We start from the raw sequence: 15138 nt of genomic DNA on the forward strand, positions 1-15138 counted from the left end.
TGGGCAACCGTTGTTATGTCCTCGGCGGAGTAGGTCGCAAAATGGATAATAATGCAATGCGCTTTATGACATGACGTATGGTCCCAATGTGCAAAATGCACAGTTGAGATGATCAAACCGGAAGTTTGGCTGGGTCTGGCGGGAGGGGAATGTCATACGCCGCAGATGGTAGGCGAACGATTCCCCTCAGGCGCAGCGTGGTGCGTGCGCTTTCGGGGAGGGCGCTGATCGCGGCGGATATGGCGGCGAAATAGGCAGCGGGATCTTCGCCTGTGCGGGTGATGAAGGCCATGCCGGGGCTTGTGGCAGTGCGATCGATCACCTTCAGCGCCAAGGTGAGGGCGGGGTCGCGGGTGCATTCGATCCACCAAGTATGGGCATCAATTGCCGAGAAATCGGCATTGCCGCTGCGGACGGCTGCGATGCTGGCGGCGTGGGAGCCGGTGTGGAGCGTAGGGTGGAGCGAAATGCCGTGTACCTGCGCCCAGAGGTAGGCTGCGCCGTAACCAGAATTGGAAAGCGGCTCGCTATAGGCGAAGGCGGCGCCCGAAAAAGCCTGTGGTGTGTCGCGCGGATCGTCGGCGCGGGCAATGATGACGCTGTTGTAGGTGCCAGGCGCGCAGCCTTCGATCTCGTAATCGGCGTTGCCGATCAGGGTAACGTGATCGTGGAATCGGGCGCGGTAGGGCAGGTTGCAGATCTGGCCGAGGGCGAGATCGGGATGCGCCCAGCTCTCCATATGGCCGATCTGATGATCGAGGCTGTCGGGCGCTGCAAGGCCTGCTGCGCGGAGGTTGTCGCGGATCAGGGCCCAGAGTGCGTCATGCGCGGCGCGGTTTTCGGGCCGCGCATACATCGGCAGGGCGGCGATCATCCTTGTTCGACCGCACGGCGCAGCTGGTGGCTTTCCTGATCGGTGAGGCCGAGCATCGGGGCGACCATGCGCATCAGCGCATTTTCTTCGGCCTCGCGCACGCCATCGGCCAGCACGATCTCCCATAATGCTTGTACAACGGCGGCACGCTCCTCGTAGGGCACGGCATCCTTGATCGCGCGGGTGAAGCGGACGGTATCGGGGGCTTCCGATTCGAGGATCTCGCAATCGGCCCTGAGGGCGGCTGTCTCGGAGGGCGAGAGGGAGTAGCGGGCGCTCAGTGTCTTATCGATCCGCGCGATCTCTTCGGCGTCATAAGCACCGTCAGAACGGGCGATGCGGACGAGAAGTGCGCCAAGCGCGCGGCGGGCGTCGCCATCGGAGAGCGGTGTGGGGGCGGGGGCGGTCATGCGCCGGAGGAGATCTGCAAACATAGCGAAGATATAGGCCGCTTGCGCGGCGGGAGAAAGACCTCAGGCGGGGGAGAGGCCGTCAAATAGACGTGTGAGGGCGGAGAGGCAGTCGTGTAACCCGTAAGGCGCGTTGACGATGAAGAGGCCCGAACCGTTCATGCCGTGGCCGGTGCGGGCGGGGGGAAAGCGCACCTCGTGGCGGATGCCATCGGGGAAGCTGCGGCTAAGCTGCGAAAGCATTGGGCGGTGGCGGTTATCGGCCAGCAGTGGATACCAGAGCACCAGAATGCCGACATTCCAGCGGCGGTGTACATCGGTGAAGAACTTCGGGATGGTTTCGTAATCGGATTTGACCTCAAAAGAGGGATCAACCATCAGGAGCCCGCGCCGTGGTTCGGGTGGAGTGACGGAGCGAGCGATCTGGAAGCCGTCGCGGGCATGGATATGCCGTGTGACATGGCTGCCGGAATTGCGCAGCGCTTCGGTCAGGGCGGCATGCTCAGTAGGGTGCAGCTCGGAGAGGATCAGCGTGTCCTCGGGGCGCAGGAGGTGGGCGGCGATGAGGGGCGAGCCGGGGTAGGTGGATGGCCCGTGCGCCGCTTGATTTTTGGCAACGACTTGCGGGTAGGGATGATCGGGGGCGAAGCTGTCTAGCAGCCCCTTGCGACCGATACCGGCGGCGGCTTCGCCTGTTTTCGTGGCCTCCATGCCGGAGAGGTCATAAAGGCCACGGCCTGCGTGTGTCTCGATATAGGTCAGCGGCTTGGGCTTTACCGTCAGCCGCGCCAGCATCCACGCAAGGGCGGCATGCTTGTGCACATCCGCGAGGTTTCCGGCGTGGTAGGCGTGCTGATAGGAAAGCACGCCCGCCTCAGACCAAGCGCGAGGTTTCGACCGCTGCGCGGACGAAATCGGCGAACAGGGGATGCGGCTCGAACGGCTTCGACTTCAGTTCGGGGTGGAACTGGACGCCGATGAACCACGGGTGGTCCTTCCACTCGACGATTTCGGGTAAGCGGCCATCAGGGGACATGCCAGAGAAGAGGAGGCCACATTTTTCGAGCTTTTCGCGGTATTTTGTGTCCACCTCATACCGGTGGCGGTGGCGTTCCTCGATCGCGGTGCTGCCGTAAACCTCGGCCACTTTCGACCCTTCGGTGAGGGAGGCGGAGTAAGCGCCGAGGCGCATGGTGCCGCCTTTGTCGTCGTCGGCCTTGCGCTCGACCTTATGGTTGCCCTGCACCCATTCCTTGAGGTGATAGACGACCGGCTCGAAGCGCTTTTTGCCAGCTTCGTGGTCGAACTCTTCGGAGCCTGCTTTATCGACGCCAGCCACGTTGCGGGCGGCTTCGATCACGGCCATTTGCATGCCAAGGCAGATGCCGAGATAGGGGATCTTGCGGGTGCGGGCGAATTCGGCCGCTTTGATCTTGCCCTCGGTGCCGCGCTCGCCAAAGCCGCCGGGGACGAGGATCGCGTGGAAGCCTTCGAGATGTGGGGCGGCGTCTTCGCTATCAAAAACTTCGGCATCGACCCACTTGACGTTGACCTTCACGCGGTTCGCCATGCCGCCGTGGGTGAGCGCCTCTTTGATCGACTTGTAGGCGTCTTCAAGCTGGATGTACTTGCCGACGATGGCGATGTTGACCTCACCGTCGGTGTTGTGGATGCGGTCTTGCACATCGAGCCATTTTTCGAGGTTCGGCTTGGGTGCGGGGGAGATGCCGAAGGCGTCCAGCACGGCCTGATCGAGCCCTTCGTTATGGTAGGCCAGCGGTGCCTCGTAGATCGATTTGAGATCATAGGCGGCGACGACGGCCTCTTTGCGGACGTTACAGAAGAGGGCGATCTTCTCGCGCTCTTTTTCGGGGATCGGCTGCTCGGAACGGCAGACGAGCACATCAGGCGCGAGGCCGATGGATTGCAGCTCTTTCACCGAGTGCTGGGTCGGCTTGGTTTTCAGCTCGCCGCTGGCCGCGAGGTAGGGCAGCAGCGTGAGGTGCATGAAGATGCATTCGCCGCGCGGTTTTTCATGCGCGAATTGGCGGATGGCTTCGAAGAAGGGCAGACCTTCGATGTCGCCGACCGTGCCGCCGATCTCGCAGAGCATGAAATCCACTTCATCGTCACCGATGCGGATGAAATCCTTGATCTCGTTGGTGACGTGGGGAACGACCTGAATGGTCTTGCCAAGATAGTCACCTCGGCGCTCGCGCTCGAGCACGTTGGAATAGATGCGGCCGGAGGAGACGGAATCAGTCTTGCGTGCTGGTACGCCGGTGAAGCGCTCGTAATGGCCGAGGTCGAGATCGGTTTCTGCACCGTCATCGGTGACGAACACCTCGCCATGCTCGAAAGGCGACATCGTGCCAGGATCGACGTTGAGATACGGGTCGAGCTTGCGGAGGCGGACGGAAAAACCGCGCGCTTGCAAGAGCGAGCCGAGCGCTGCTGAAGCGAGGCCTTTGCCCAGCGATGACACCACACCACCCGTAATGAAAATATACCGCGCCATGGGCCGCTGTCCCCCGTCTACTCGAACAAAAATAATGGATGTGCGGCCCCGCGTGCATGACTCGTGGTCGCATGTTCACGGGATTTAAGTATAGCCGGATTCGCCCCGCACACGCAACCGACAACGCAACATGATGTTGATTTTGGCGCTACAGCGCCAATAACTAGTGTTTATTCGGCCGCTGGCACCAGTGGCGCGCCGTCATCGGCGGAAGGCGGAAGAAGGTCGGTGCCAAGATCCGGTGCGCTGGAGGCTGGTGCCTCAACCGCAGGCGCATCACCAAGGCGATCAACAACGGACGCACCCGCCGATTTTTCTGCGGCGATGATTGTTAGGGCGATGGATGTGCAAATAAATGCAGCAGCCAAGATCCAGGTCATCCGGCCCAAGGCAGTTGCCGCGCCACGCGCAGAGACTAACCCGCCGCCGCCACCGCCGCCACCGCCGATACCGAGGCCGCCGCCTTCGGAACGCTGCAAAAGCACGATCCCGATGAGCGCGAGGGCCAGAATAAGGTGGATGACGAGAACGACGTTTTCCATTGCGGTAACTCTCTGCTGGACGGGGCGTATCTAGAAGTTGTGGGCCACGCCCGCAACCCCCCAATCAAAGAACGCGCAGAATCCTGTTTTCCCCGCAGCACATGAGCGCTATACGGGCGCGGGTTTTAGCCAAGAGGACCGATCTAATATGGCAAACGTGGTGGTTGTCGGCGCTCAATGGGGCGACGAAGGCAAGGGAAAAATTGTGGACTGGCTCAGCGAGCGTGCCGATGTCGTGGCGCGCTTTCAGGGCGGGCACAACGCAGGCCACACGCTGGTCATCGATGGTGAGGTCTACAAGCTGCATGCACTGCCTTCCGGCGTTGTGCGTGGCGGCAAGCTGAGCGTCATCGGGAACGGGGTCGTGCTGGACCCGTGGCACTTGCTCAAAGAGATCGAGACGATCCGTGCGCAGGGTGTAGAGATCACGCCGGAGACGCTGATGATCGCGGAAAATACGCCGCTGATCCTGCCGTTCCACGGGGAGCTGGACCGCGCGCGGGAAAGCCAGAATGCGGTCGCCAAGATCGGCACGACGGGGCGCGGAATCGGCCCCTGCTACGAAGATAAGGTCGGCCGCCGTGTGATCCGTGTCGCGGACCTTGCTGACGATGCGACGCTGGAGCTGCGGGTTGACCGTGCCTTGGTCCACCACAACGCGCTGCGCAACGGCTTGGGGCTGGAACCGATTGACCGTGATGCGCTGATTGCGCAGCTCAAGGAAATCGCGCCGAAGATCCTGAAATTCGCCGGTCCTGTTTGGAAGGTGATGAATGAGATGCGCCGCGCCGGAAAGCGGATCCTTTTCGAAGGGGCGCAAGGCGCGCTCCTCGACATCGACTTTGGCACATATCCGTTTGTGACCTCATCGAACGTGATCGCGGGGCAGGCTGCGACCGGCGTTGGTATCGGTCCGGGATCGATCGACTTCGTGCTAGGCATCGTGAAGGCGTATACCACCCGCGTGGGTGAAGGGCCGTTCCCGACCGAGTTGCACGACGATGACGGGCAGCGTTTGGGTGAGCGGGGGCATGAATTTGGCACCACCACCGGCCGCAAGCGCCGTTGCGGGTGGTTTGATGCCTGCCTCGTGCGGCAAACCTGCGCGATTTCGGGGATCAACGGCATCTGCCTGACCAAGCTTGATGTATTGGATGGATTCGAGACGCTGAAGATTTGCGTCGGTTATGATTTGGACGGCACGCGGCTCGACTATCTGCCGACAGCGGCGGACGCGCAGGCACGTTGCACGCCGATCTACGAGGAAATCGACGGTTGGTCGGAATCAACGGAAGGCGCGCGCAGCTGGGCTGACCTGCCACCGAATGCGATCAAGTACGTTAAGCGCGTAGAAGAGTTGATCGGGTGCCCTGTCGCGCTACTTTCAACCTCGCCTGAGCGCGAAGACACCATCCTTGTTACGGACCCGTTTGCAGACTGATGAGCCTTTCTTACAAAGCCCGGCGGCGCTGGTCGCTTGTTATTCTCCTGTTGGGGTTGCCCGCCTATATCGTGGCGGCGGTGACGGTCATGAATATCCTTGGTCGGCCGCCGATCTGGGTTGAACTGGGTGTTTACGTCGGGCTGGGCGTGATCTGGGCCTTGCCGTTCAAGTTCATCTTTCGTGGGGTCGGCAAGGCCGACCCTGACGCAGCCCCCAAGGGCGACGATTAATCAGCGCATCCAGAAACCGGCTGTCTTGATCTTGTTGCGCATCTTCTTCTCGGTGAGGGGCAGGGCGTCGCGGTCGAACAATGCGCGGACTTTCAAGCCGCGTTCCTGATAGATCATCCGCTTGAATGGCTCATATTGCTTGAGCAGTTTCTTGATGCGGTTGGGGGCGGTTACGTCGTGCAATGTTTCGATCACAAGATCGCTTTCGCGCGCGTAGAGCAGCGCCAGCACCCGCCAATGGCAAGTGATGTCACCGTCGAGCCCCGCGAGCTCCGGCCCGGGTCTGCCGCCGGCAAAGCTATGGATCACGAGCGGCAGGACGACCTGATCGAGCCACGGGTCGAGCGGCTGGATCGCCAGTTCGGGCGGCGTGTCATCGCGCACTGAGAGGGCGTATTCTGTGAACCGCTGCCCGAAGGCCTGCGGATCGGGGCCGAAGAACCAGCCAGCGTTAAAATAGAGGTAGCGCTGCCAGTATTCGTCAGGCTGGGAAAGGTCGAGAGAGCTTTCGAAATCGAGGCCGAAACGGTCGTAGAGGGATTTCCAGATCGCGGTATAGCCGGGCCAGTAAAGCTCTTCGACGGGCCATGTGCCTTCGCGCCGCATGGAGGCCGAAGGGCGGGAAAAATCGAAGGGAATGCTGCTCAGTTCGCCAGTGATCAGGGTGTCGCTGTCGAGAAACAGAAACGGCTCGCCTGCGGGCAGGGCGGCGAGGGCTTCGATTTTGTTGCCGTGCGGGTAGCTGGCACCGAAATTCTGGGAGTCGAATGGCAGGATGGTTGCGCCCAGTTCCTCAAGCGCGGCGCGGATGTGGGGATGCATGCGCGGATCATCGGGCCAGAGTGGCCCCGGTTGTGGCTCGCAAACAAAGACCTGACCGGCGAATTGCGGACTTTTCGCGCGCAATGAGGCCACGAGCAGAAGCGCCTCGTACTGCAGGCGGCCGGATTGGCCGATCAGCATGAGATTGAATGTGGCGGGCGGGCTTCTCCCCATGGGGGAATCCTTTGTTCTTCTGCGCGATGGCCTGACTATAGGATGGGAGCGGCGGGCATTAAAGCGCGGATGCCGCCGCCGTCACCGTTTCGACCGACAGGACGGTCGGCAGGTGGCGGGCGATCTCGCGCCAGTTTTCGCCGGTGTCCGTGCTGGCGAAGATAGACCCGCTATTGGTCCCGAAATACACGCCCGGTTGGGCGAGCGTGTCGGTCGCCATTGCTTGGCGCAGAACGGTGAAGAAACAGTTCTGTTGCGGGAGGCCATTGCCCATGCGCGACCAGCTTTCGCCCCCGTCTTGGGAACGCCAGACAGCGGCGGAGGCATCGGGCGGGAAGCGGCCTGCCATGTCGCCGTTGAGCGGGAGGGTCCAGATGGTTTGCGGGTCATGGGGATGCAGGGCGATGGGGAAGCCGAAGCGGGAGGGCAAGCCATCGGAGATATCCTGCCAGCTGCGGCCGCCATCCTGACTGCGGAAAACGCCATGGTGGTTCTGCTGGTACATCAGATCGCCATCGGCGCGGACCATGTTGTGTACACAAAGGCCGGTATCGGCGCCGTGGTCATGGCCGTGTTCATGCAGGCTGGGCGCGTTGGAGAGCCGGTTGCGGCGCTCCCATGACTGGCCGCCGTCATCGGTGGCGAAGGTGCCAGCGGCGGAGATCGCGACCCAGAGCTTATTGGGTGCGGCTGGATCGGAGATAATTGTATGCAACACAAGGCCAGCGGCGCCGGGATTCCATGTGGCGCGGGTGGGGTGATTGGCCAAGGTATCGACCAATTGCCAGCTTTGACCCTGATCGGTGCTAGTGAGCAGATTACCGGGTTTGGTGCCGGCATAGAGCGTGCCACCCGCTTGCCCAAGCGACCAGACCGACTCGATCTCGCCGGTGAAAGGCGCGGGGTCGGGCGCGGGGATGCCGATCTCGGCCGCGAAATCGGGATCCCGGTCGAGCCATTCATCCATGCCGCCCCAAGACAGCTTTGACAGCTCCCATGTTGTGCCTTGATCCGCAGAGCGCCAGATGCCCGCGCCGGACCAGCCGCTGCCGCCGCCTGCATAGAGCATACCCGTCTGCGGGTCGGAGATGACGTGATTGATGCTCCAGCCACCGCAATGCGGGCCATTGACGGACCAGTTTTCGCGGGTGCTGTCGGAGGACAGAAGGAAAGCACCCTTTGTGGTGCCGACGAGGAGGGTAACGGATGTGGTCATTGCGGTTCTCCGCCGGAAATATGGGAGAAGTATGGCCGCAAGATTGCGAAATACCAAAGGGGATTTACGTCGAAACCCGCTTAAATCTGGAAGGGGAGTGGTGGGCGACCCTGGAATCGAACCAGGCATGGGTCTCCCCGGCGGAGTTACAGTCCGCTGCCGCACCTTGCAGCTCGTCGCCCGAAACAGCCGTTAAAGGCCGTTTGCGAGGGGCTGAATATGCGGAGTGCGCGAGGGCGTCAACAGGAAAATCGGCTGTTTCTCTTGCGTCTTGCGGCGGGGCATCGCATGGAGGAGAAAACAGCGGATAGACCAATGAAGAAACCGAAGTGGGTGATCGAGAAAGAGCGCGGGAAACGTGCGGCAGCATCGGAAACGGTGTGGCTCTTTGGCTTGCATGCGGTGCGCGATGCGTTGTTGAATCCGCGCCGCGAGCGGTTGCGTTTGGTGGTGACGCTCAATGCCGAGGCGAAGCTTGCGGATGCGATTGCCGAAAGCGGTATGACGCCCGAAATCTCTGATCCGCGCCGGTTTGCGGCCCCATTGGACGAAGGCTCGGTGCATCAGGGCGCCGCACTTGAGGTGCGGCCGCTGAACTGGGGATCACTGGATGATGTCGCGCTCTCCGAGGGCGCGGGGCCAGCGCGGCTGGTTTTGCTCGACCGTGTGACAGACCCGCATAACGTGGGCGCGATCCTGCGTTCGGCAGAGGTATTCGGCGCGCGGGCGGTTGTTGGCGTGCAGCGGCATTCGGCCCCTGAAACGGGTGCTTTGGCAAAAACCGCGAGCGGTGCATTGGAGCGGCAGCCCTATGTGCGGATCAGGAACCTTTCTGACGGTATGCGCAGGTTGCAAGAGATGGGCTATCTGGTGCTGGGCCTTGATGGCGAAGCGGAGATGAGCATTGAAGCGGCGGTGGCAGGGATCGGTGACCGACCTGTGGCGCTGGTGCTGGGTGCGGAAGGCCCGGGCTTGCGGGAAAAAACCAAGGCGACCTGCGATCATCTGGTAAAAATCGACTTTGCGGGCGGATTTGGCTCGCTCAACGTCTCCAACGCGGCGGCTGTTGCCCTATATGCAGCAAGATCGACAGCCAGCTGAGGGACGACATGCCTGCGACGAAGATTGCCACCTGTTGTTACTGCGGCGCAAAGACGGCCTTGGCATTGCGGGGCAACCAGCAGCACACCTTGGCCTGCGATAATTGTGGCGCGCCCTTGAGCCGGATGAAATCCCTTCCGCGCGCGAAAACCGCCGCGCCGGCGCAGCGCCGCCGCGCGCCGAAGCCGGATTGGCATGTCCCACACGGGCATCCCTACGACATGAACCAGCAGCGGGGAGAGGGGCGTTACCACGCGCCACCCCCGCGCCCCAAACGGCGGAAGAGCTTTGGGAAGCTGGTGTTGGAGGGTGTGTTCGACGTGATCGAAGAAATCTTCGACTGACGGTGCGTCAAACGATCACATTTCGATGAGCACCCCTTGGGAAGGCGCGAAAGCTGCCTATTTGTTGTGGTGAGAATGACGACGGAACACGTCTTCTCTGATACTGTCCCTCGTTCCGAACTGGCGCCCGGCATTTGCCCGGGCGCTTTTTTATGAGCGGGAGGCCTTTTCGGCGATGCCGGACGTGCCGGAGCGACGGTCCAGTTCGGACTCGATATCGGCAAGCGAAATGTCATGCGCCGCGCACATGACGAGCAGGTGATAGAGGACATCGGCGGCTTCTGACGTTAGCCGCGCGCGGTCGCCTTTGATCGCCTCGATCACGGCCTCGATTGCCTCCTCCCCGAATTTTTCGGCGCATTTTTCTGGCCCTTTAGCGAAAAGCTTGGCGGTCCAGCTGCTATCGGGATCAGCGCCTTTGCGGGCAGCGATTGTCTTGTCGAGGTCGTGCAGGCTCATGTCAGCCTCATGGGGATGCCGGCAGCGGCCATGTGGGACTTGGCTTCGCCGATTGTGTAGGTGCCAAAGTGGAAGATCGATGCGGCCAGCACAGCAGACGCGCCGCCCTCGGTGACGCCTTCGACAAGGTGGTCCAGCGTGCCGACGCCGCCTGAGGCGATAACAGGGATATCAACGGCATCAGAGATCGCGCGGGTCAGGGCGAGGTTGAAGCCTGCCTTGGTGCCATCACGGTCCATCGAGGTGAGGAGAATTTCGCCAGCACCCTTTGCTGCGGCGGTGCGGGCAAATTCAACAGCGTCGATGCCTGTGGGTTTGCGCCCGCCGTGGGTGAAGATCTCCCATTTGCCGGGGGAGACTGTTTTCGCGTCTATCGCGCAGACGATACATTGCGAACCAAAGCGCTGGGCGGCCTCGGACAGCACATCGGGATTCGCGACAGCGGCGGAGTTGAAGCTGACCTTATCGGCCCCAGCAAGCAGGAGATTGCGCACATCCTCGTGGGTGCGGACGCCACCGCCCACGGTGAGCGGGATGAAGCATTGCTCGGCGCTGCGCTGCACCAGATCGAACATGGTGCCACGGTTTTCGTGGGTGGCGTGAATGTCGAGAAAGCACAGCTCGTCGGCACCGGCGGCGTCATAGGCTTTGGCTGCTTCGACAGGATCGCCTGCGTCGATCAGATCGACAAAATTCACGCCTTTGACCACGCGGCCATCGGCCACGTCGAGGCAGGGGATGATGCGGGTCTTTAACATGGGCTCTCAATAGGCGGTTGTCAGGGAACGGGCAAGGATCGGTTGCGCCTGACGCGCAGGTTGCCTAGCATTTTGTGAACGAATGAGGAGGCAGAACATGCCGGATCAAGACGCCATCTATCCGAGCCTGAAGGGGCGGTCGGTTTTTGTTACCGGCGGGGCGTCGGGCATCGGGGCGGAGATCGTGCGGGCATTCGCGCGGCAGGGCGCAAGGGTTGGGTTTGTTGACATCAACCCGAAAGCAGGTGCCGCGATGCTGGACGAGATCGGACACGCCCATGCCTTCGCCGCCTGTGACTTGCGGGATATTGATGCATTGAAGGAGGCCTTCGCCGCGCTGGCAGAAAAGATCGGCGCGGCCCAGGTGCTGGTCAACAACGCCGCGAGCGACGACCGGCACGATTGGCGCGAGGTCACGGCGGAATACTGGGATGACCGGACGAACACGAACCTACGGCATATGTTCTTTGCCATTCAGACGGTTGCACCGGCGATGATCGCGGCGGGGCGTGGTTCGATCATCAATATGGGGTCAAATTCGTGGTGGGAAGCAGGCGGTGGGTTCCCTGCCTATGCGACCTCGAAAGCGGCGGTGCATGGGCTGACACGCACCATGGCGCGGGATTTGGGACGGCACCGGATAAGGGTGAACACCGTCGTGCCCGGATGGGTGATGACCGAGCGGCAAAAGGAGCTGTGGGCCACGCCGGAGGCGCTGGAACGGCAGCGGGAAAAGCAGTGCCTGCCTGACCTGATCGCGCCGCATTATCTGGCGAAGATGGTGCTGTTCCTGGCCTCGGACGACGCTGCGATGTGCACGGCGAATAACTACATGGTTGAAGCCGGCTCGATCTGACGAGGCTTAGGCTTTGAGGAGCGCCAGCGCCTCTTTCAGATCAATTGCCCCGTCATAGAGCGCGCGGCCGGAGATCGCGCCGTTGAGGGGCGCGCCGCAGTTGCGCAGGGCGGTGAGATCGGCCAGCGAGGAGACGCCACCGGAGGCAATGACGGGGATCGAGACGGCGTTGGCAAGCTCTGCGGTTGCCTCGACATTCGGCCCCTGCATCGCGCCGTCGCGGTTGATGTCGGTATAAATGATCGCGGCGACGCCTGCGTCCTCGAACGAGCGGGCGAGGTCCGTGACCATGACATCGGTTTCTTCGGCCCAGCCTTTGGTGGCGACGCGGCCGTTGCGGGCGTCGATCCCGACGGCGACCTGACCGGGGAAGGCGCGGGCGGCTTCGCGCACCAGCGCGGGGTTTTCGACCGCGACAGTGCCGAGGATCACGCGGGCGAGCCCCTTGGAGAGCCAACGCTCGATCGTTGCCATGTCGCGGATGCCGCCGCCAAGCTGGGCAGGCACTTTGCACCGCTCAAGGATCGCCTCGACGGGTGCCGCATTGACCGGCTCGCCAGCAAATGCGCCGTTGAGATCGACGAGGTGCAGCCATTCGCAGCCCGCATCGACGAATTCGGCGGCTTGTGCGGCAGGATCGTCGTTAAAAACGGTTGCCTGATCCATTTCCCCTTTGAACAGGCGCACGGCTTGGCCGTCTTTGAGGTCGATTGCGGGATAAAGGATCATAGGGTGCTCCGGTATTGGATATTGGGGCTGTTATGCATGGCAAGAGGCGGATTGCAACGGGGGCAGGGACCCAACGTCAGTCTTGCAGGGAATCAAACGGTGAGGCTCTTTTGCCGAAAAAGGGAGATACGCATGAAAACCAAACTATGGGCGCTGGCCGCCGCTGGGATATTTGCCGCAAGTGCCGCGATGGCAGATGAAATCGAGGGCGTGTGGCAGACGGAGCCGGATGACGGCGCCTTTGCGATGGTGGAAATTTCCCCCTGTGGCGACGCCTATTGCGGGCATATTCGCCGGACGTTCACCAGCGATGGCGAATATCAATCTGAAAACATTGGGAAAATGTTGGTGATCGACATGGTGCCGGTCGGTGAGGGTGCCTATGAGGGGCAGGTTTGGCGCCCGTCGAATGACAAGATCTACATCGGCAAGATCAACATTGACGGCACCGAGATGAAGCTGCGCGGATGCGTTGCTGGCGGGCTTTTGTGCTCCAGCCAGCGGTGGGTCAAGCTCAGCGGCTGATCAGGGGCGCCATGTGAGGAAGTTGGCGATCAGCCGGAGGCCTGTCGCCTGACTCTTCTCAGGGTGGAACTGGGTGCCGAGGATATTGTCGCGCCCGATGATGGCTGTCACGTCGCCTGCGTAATCCACATGGGCGAGGCGCTCGGCGCTGTTGCGCGCGGTCATTTGATAGGAATGGACGAAATAGGCGTGGTCGCCAGTGCTGATCCCGTCGAGCACGGGGTGGGGATGGTCGATCACCAGATCGTTCCATCCCATATGGGGGACAGGGAGGGCCGTATCTGACGGGGTGATCCGGTCGATCTCTCCTGCGATCCAGCCAAAGCCTTTGGTTTCTTGGTATTCGTGGCCGACGGTGGCGAGCATTTGCATCCCGACGCAGATGCCGAGGAAAGGCACGCCGCGCTGGATGACGGCGGTTTCGATGGCTTCTGCAATGCCGGAGACGGCATCGAGCGCCGCGCGGCAGGCAGGGAAGGCCCCATCGCCGGGCAAAACAATGCGGTCGGCGCGGGCGATGACATCGGCATCGGAGGTTACGACGACGCTGCATGCGCCGGTTTCGCGGGCCATCCGCTCGAAGGCTTTCTCAGCGGAATGGAGATTGCCGCTGTCGTAATCGACCAGAGCTGTCAGCATGACGGGTATTCCCTGTGGGGCGCCCCTTTAGAGGGCGCCTTTGGTGGAGGGGATGGCATCGGCTTTGCGCGGGTCGGTTTCGACCGCGATACGCAAGGCCCGCGCGACCGCTTTGAAAGCGGCCTCGGCAATGTGGTGGCTGTTGAAGCCGTGCAACCTGTCGATATGCAAAGTGATGCCGCCATGCGTGGCGAGCGCCTGAAAGAACTCGCGCACCAGTTCGGTATCGAATGTGCCGATCTTGGCGGTGGGTAGATCGAGGTTGCAGATCAGATAGGGCCGCGCGGAGAGATCGAGCGCGCAGCGCACCTGAGCATCGTCCATCGCAAGGTGGCACTCGCCATAGCGGCGTATGCCTTTCTTGTCGCCCAGTGCCTCACGCAGGGCCTGACCGATGGCAATGCCGGTGTCCTCGACGGTGTGGTGGTCGTCGATGTGCAGGTCACCCGTTGCGCGGATCTTCATGTCGATCAAGGAGTGGCGGGACAGCTGATCGAGCATGTGGTCGAAGAACCCGACGCCGGTTTGATTGTCGTAGCGACCGGTGCCGTCGAGGTTCAGCTCGACAGAGATATCGGTTTCGGCGGTCTTGCGAGAGATCGACGCGCTGCGCATTGGGGGATCCTTTTGTTGGTTGGGGGGGTTATAGGATCTTGTTTAATGTGAGGAAAGTGGGGAACTGGATCGATCAGCTGTCTGCGGTTTTTTCACAACGGATATAGCCATCCAAAGCCTAATTGGGTATTGACCCAGAATTGGCTGTTATTGGTCAGTAAATCACAGCCTTGGGGTTACTTCGCAATGCAGAACGGTTTGTTGATCGCAATTGGACGGTTCTTCTTTTACCATCGAAATTGGGTATTCCCGGTTCTGATTATCGGGCTTTTTGCTTTGGTAAGGCCCGCTTCTGCAGCGCCTGTGCGCGATTTTTTGGCAGCGGTTTTTCTTGTAGCTGGGTTGCTTGTTCGCTTCTTAGTGCTGGCAGCAACGCCCGTCAGCCGCGACGGTATTGGCAAGCGGGTCAATGCTGAAGAGCTGCGGACCTCAGGGATGTTTTCTGCATGTAGAAACCCACTTTATGTTGGTAACATGTTGATTGCATTTGGGTATTTCGTATTGCATGGCGACTTTTTGATCATTGTTCTTGGCGTAGTTCTGACAGTGGCGATTTATCAGGCGATCATCGCGAACGAGGAAAACTATCTCAGGGGACGCTTTGGCAAGGACTATGTGAATTACCTTGCAAGGACGAACCGCTGGTGGCCTCGTTTGGGAGCACTGAAAGATGGGTTCTCCGGGATGGAAGTTTCTCTCACCACAGGTTTGAGGCGCGATCGGTCGGTGCTTTTGAGTGTCGCAGTGATTACCGCTGGAACCTTATGGTATCGCGCGAGTGGCTATATGCCGCCTCTTGCGAGTTGGGTTGTCCTTGGTGGAGGGATCTTACTGTACTCGCTGGTGCGGGGACGCGATAAGAGCGAGTAACGCGCGCTATGG

General features: G+C 61.1%; 19 protein-coding genes and 1 tRNA gene. 7 read left to right on the forward strand and 13 right to left on the reverse strand.

Going from position 1 to position 15138, the window contains the following annotated elements:
- Positions 1-112: 112 nt before the first annotated feature.
- The 5 genes from AB1E42_RS06385 to secG all read right to left on the reverse strand — a co-directional run bounded on the left by AB1E42_RS06385 (position 113) and on the right by secG (position 4344).
- Positions 113-874, reverse strand: a complete 762-nt coding sequence (locus tag AB1E42_RS06385) for a phosphate/phosphite/phosphonate ABC transporter substrate-binding protein (protein ID WP_368346154.1) — start codon at positions 872-874, stop codon at positions 113-115.
- On the reverse strand, positions 871-1308 hold the full coding sequence (locus AB1E42_RS06390) for a TerB family tellurite resistance protein (RefSeq protein WP_368346155.1): 438 nt from the start codon (positions 1306-1308) through the stop codon (positions 871-873). The genes AB1E42_RS06385 and AB1E42_RS06390 overlap by 4 nt, the downstream gene beginning before the upstream one ends.
- A 39-nt stretch (positions 1309-1347) precedes the next feature.
- Positions 1348-2151, reverse strand: coding sequence for a 23S rRNA (adenine(2030)-N(6))-methyltransferase RlmJ (locus AB1E42_RS06395; RefSeq protein WP_368346156.1), 804 nt, complete (start codon positions 2149-2151; stop codon positions 1348-1350).
- A gap of 7 nt (positions 2152-2158) precedes the next feature.
- Positions 2159-3802 (reverse strand): CTP synthase, encoded by a 1644-nt coding sequence (locus AB1E42_RS06400; RefSeq protein WP_368346157.1) that lies wholly within the window; start codon positions 3800-3802, stop codon positions 2159-2161.
- 170 nt (positions 3803-3972) lie between these two features.
- Positions 3973-4344, reverse strand: a complete 372-nt coding sequence (gene secG / locus AB1E42_RS06405; RefSeq protein ID WP_368346158.1) for a preprotein translocase subunit SecG — start codon at positions 4342-4344, stop codon at positions 3973-3975.
- 148 nt (positions 4345-4492) lie between these two features.
- Here secG and AB1E42_RS06410 point away from each other — a divergent pair, with 148 nt between their 5' ends.
- Positions 4493-5785 (forward strand): adenylosuccinate synthase, encoded by a 1293-nt coding sequence (locus AB1E42_RS06410; protein ID WP_368346159.1) that lies wholly within the window; start codon positions 4493-4495, stop codon positions 5783-5785.
- Positions 5785-6018, forward strand: a complete 234-nt coding sequence (locus AB1E42_RS06415) for a DUF2842 domain-containing protein (RefSeq protein WP_368346160.1) — start codon at positions 5785-5787, stop codon at positions 6016-6018. Before AB1E42_RS06410 ends, AB1E42_RS06415 begins: the two co-directional genes overlap by 1 nt.
- Here the strand turns inward: AB1E42_RS06415 and AB1E42_RS06420 are convergent, their stop codons facing one another.
- The 3 genes from AB1E42_RS06420 to AB1E42_RS06430 form a co-directional block, all read right to left on the reverse strand.
- Positions 6019-7014 carry a hypothetical protein gene (locus AB1E42_RS06420; protein ID WP_368346161.1) on the reverse strand — a complete coding sequence of 332 codons (996 nt, stop codon included), beginning with the start codon at positions 7012-7014 and terminating at the stop codon, positions 6019-6021.
- A 58-nt stretch (positions 7015-7072) separates the two neighbouring features.
- The gene (locus tag AB1E42_RS06425) at positions 7073-8230 is read right to left on the reverse strand and encodes a WD40/YVTN/BNR-like repeat-containing protein (RefSeq protein WP_368346162.1); all 1158 of its coding nucleotides are present in this window, start codon (positions 8228-8230) and stop codon (positions 7073-7075) included.
- Positions 8231-8328: 98 nt separating this feature from the next.
- A tRNA-Tyr gene (locus AB1E42_RS06430) sits at positions 8329-8412 on the reverse strand.
- Positions 8413-8545: 133 nt separating this feature from the next.
- Between AB1E42_RS06430 and rlmB the strand changes: the two genes are divergently transcribed.
- Both rlmB and AB1E42_RS06440 read left to right on the forward strand, forming a co-directional pair.
- Positions 8546-9331: a 23S rRNA (guanosine(2251)-2'-O)-methyltransferase RlmB gene (gene rlmB / locus AB1E42_RS06435; protein WP_368346163.1), complete on the forward strand. Its 786-nt coding sequence runs from the start codon at positions 8546-8548 to the stop codon at positions 9329-9331.
- An 8-nt stretch (positions 9332-9339) separates the two neighbouring features.
- Complete coding sequence (locus AB1E42_RS06440; protein ID WP_368346164.1) at positions 9340-9675, forward strand: hypothetical protein; 336 nt, start codon at positions 9340-9342, stop codon at positions 9673-9675.
- 150 nt (positions 9676-9825) lie between these two features.
- On the opposite strand, the gene AB1E42_RS06445 is transcribed toward AB1E42_RS06440, so the two are convergent.
- Positions 9826-10134, reverse strand: a complete 309-nt coding sequence (locus AB1E42_RS06445) for a phosphoribosyl-ATP diphosphatase (protein ID WP_368346165.1) — start codon at positions 10132-10134, stop codon at positions 9826-9828.
- Entirely contained in the window at positions 10131-10892 is a 762-nt protein-coding gene (gene hisF / locus AB1E42_RS06450; RefSeq protein WP_368346166.1) for an imidazole glycerol phosphate synthase subunit HisF, read from the reverse strand. Before hisF ends, AB1E42_RS06445 begins: the two co-directional genes overlap by 4 nt.
- 97 nt (positions 10893-10989) lie before the next feature.
- Here hisF and AB1E42_RS06455 point away from each other — a divergent pair, with 97 nt between their 5' ends.
- Positions 10990-11748: an SDR family NAD(P)-dependent oxidoreductase gene (locus AB1E42_RS06455; protein ID WP_368346167.1), complete on the forward strand. Its 759-nt coding sequence runs from the start codon at positions 10990-10992 to the stop codon at positions 11746-11748.
- 6 nt (positions 11749-11754) lie between these two features.
- Here AB1E42_RS06455 and hisA read toward each other — a convergent pair whose 3' ends face one another.
- Positions 11755-12477 (reverse strand): 1-(5-phosphoribosyl)-5-[(5-phosphoribosylamino)methylideneamino]imidazole-4-carboxamide isomerase, encoded by a 723-nt coding sequence (gene hisA / locus AB1E42_RS06460; protein WP_368346168.1) that lies wholly within the window; start codon positions 12475-12477, stop codon positions 11755-11757.
- A 132-nt stretch (positions 12478-12609) separates the two neighbouring features.
- On the opposite strand from hisA, the gene AB1E42_RS06465 reads away from it, so the two are divergent.
- Entirely contained in the window at positions 12610-13002 is a 393-nt protein-coding gene (locus AB1E42_RS06465; protein WP_368346169.1) for a DUF2147 domain-containing protein, read from the forward strand.
- Here AB1E42_RS06465 and hisH read toward each other — a convergent pair whose 3' ends face one another.
- Both hisH and hisB read right to left on the reverse strand, forming a co-directional pair.
- Positions 13003-13641: an imidazole glycerol phosphate synthase subunit HisH gene (hisH, locus tag AB1E42_RS06470; protein WP_368346170.1), complete on the reverse strand. Its 639-nt coding sequence runs from the start codon at positions 13639-13641 to the stop codon at positions 13003-13005.
- Between the two features lie 27 nt (positions 13642-13668).
- Complete coding sequence (gene hisB, locus AB1E42_RS06475; protein WP_368346171.1) at positions 13669-14256, reverse strand: imidazoleglycerol-phosphate dehydratase HisB; 588 nt, start codon at positions 14254-14256, stop codon at positions 13669-13671.
- Between the two features lie 186 nt (positions 14257-14442).
- On the opposite strand from hisB, the gene AB1E42_RS06480 reads away from it, so the two are divergent.
- The gene (locus AB1E42_RS06480; protein WP_368346172.1) at positions 14443-15126 is read left to right on the forward strand and encodes an isoprenylcysteine carboxylmethyltransferase family protein; all 684 of its coding nucleotides are present in this window, start codon (positions 14443-14445) and stop codon (positions 15124-15126) included.
- Positions 15127-15138: the final 12 nt, after the last annotated feature.

Source organism: Pelagovum sp. HNIBRBA483 (assembly GCF_040931995.1).
Lineage (GTDB): Bacteria > Pseudomonadota > Alphaproteobacteria > Rhodobacterales > Rhodobacteraceae > JAEPMR01.

Excerpts from the sequence above, each read along its gene's own strand:
- AB1E42_RS06385 (WP_368346154.1), bottom strand. The coding sequence starts at position 874 with ATGATCGCCGCCCTGCCGATGTATGCGCGGCCCGAAAACCGCGCCGCG.
- AB1E42_RS06390 (WP_368346155.1), bottom strand. The coding sequence starts at position 1,308 with ATGTTTGCAGATCTCCTCCGGCGCATGACCGCCCCCGCCCCCACACCG.
- AB1E42_RS06400 (WP_368346157.1), bottom strand. The coding sequence starts at position 3,802 with ATGGCGCGGTATATTTTCATTACGGGTGGTGTGGTGTCATCGCTGGGC.
- secG (WP_368346158.1), bottom strand. The coding sequence starts at position 4,344 with ATGGAAAACGTCGTTCTCGTCATCCACCTTATTCTGGCCCTCGCGCTC.
- AB1E42_RS06410 (WP_368346159.1), top strand. The coding sequence starts at position 4,493 with ATGGCAAACGTGGTGGTTGTCGGCGCTCAATGGGGCGACGAAGGCAAG.
- AB1E42_RS06415 (WP_368346160.1), top strand. The coding sequence starts at position 5,785 with ATGAGCCTTTCTTACAAAGCCCGGCGGCGCTGGTCGCTTGTTATTCTC.
- AB1E42_RS06420 (WP_368346161.1), bottom strand. The coding sequence starts at position 7,014 with ATGGGGAGAAGCCCGCCCGCCACATTCAATCTCATGCTGATCGGCCAA.
- AB1E42_RS06425 (WP_368346162.1), bottom strand. The coding sequence starts at position 8,230 with ATGACCACATCCGTTACCCTCCTCGTCGGCACCACAAAGGGTGCTTTC.
- rlmB (WP_368346163.1), top strand. The coding sequence starts at position 8,546 with ATGAAGAAACCGAAGTGGGTGATCGAGAAAGAGCGCGGGAAACGTGCG.
- AB1E42_RS06440 (WP_368346164.1), top strand. The coding sequence starts at position 9,340 with ATGCCTGCGACGAAGATTGCCACCTGTTGTTACTGCGGCGCAAAGACG.
- AB1E42_RS06445 (WP_368346165.1), bottom strand. The coding sequence starts at position 10,134 with ATGAGCCTGCACGACCTCGACAAGACAATCGCTGCCCGCAAAGGCGCT.
- hisF (WP_368346166.1), bottom strand. The coding sequence starts at position 10,892 with ATGTTAAAGACCCGCATCATCCCCTGCCTCGACGTGGCCGATGGCCGC.
- AB1E42_RS06455 (WP_368346167.1), top strand. The coding sequence starts at position 10,990 with ATGCCGGATCAAGACGCCATCTATCCGAGCCTGAAGGGGCGGTCGGTT.
- hisA (WP_368346168.1), bottom strand. The coding sequence starts at position 12,477 with ATGATCCTTTATCCCGCAATCGACCTCAAAGACGGCCAAGCCGTGCGC.
- AB1E42_RS06465 (WP_368346169.1), top strand. The coding sequence starts at position 12,610 with ATGAAAACCAAACTATGGGCGCTGGCCGCCGCTGGGATATTTGCCGCA.
- hisH (WP_368346170.1), bottom strand. The coding sequence starts at position 13,641 with ATGCTGACAGCTCTGGTCGATTACGACAGCGGCAATCTCCATTCCGCT.
- hisB (WP_368346171.1), bottom strand. The coding sequence starts at position 14,256 with ATGCGCAGCGCGTCGATCTCTCGCAAGACCGCCGAAACCGATATCTCT.
- AB1E42_RS06480 (WP_368346172.1), top strand. The coding sequence starts at position 14,443 with ATGCAGAACGGTTTGTTGATCGCAATTGGACGGTTCTTCTTTTACCAT.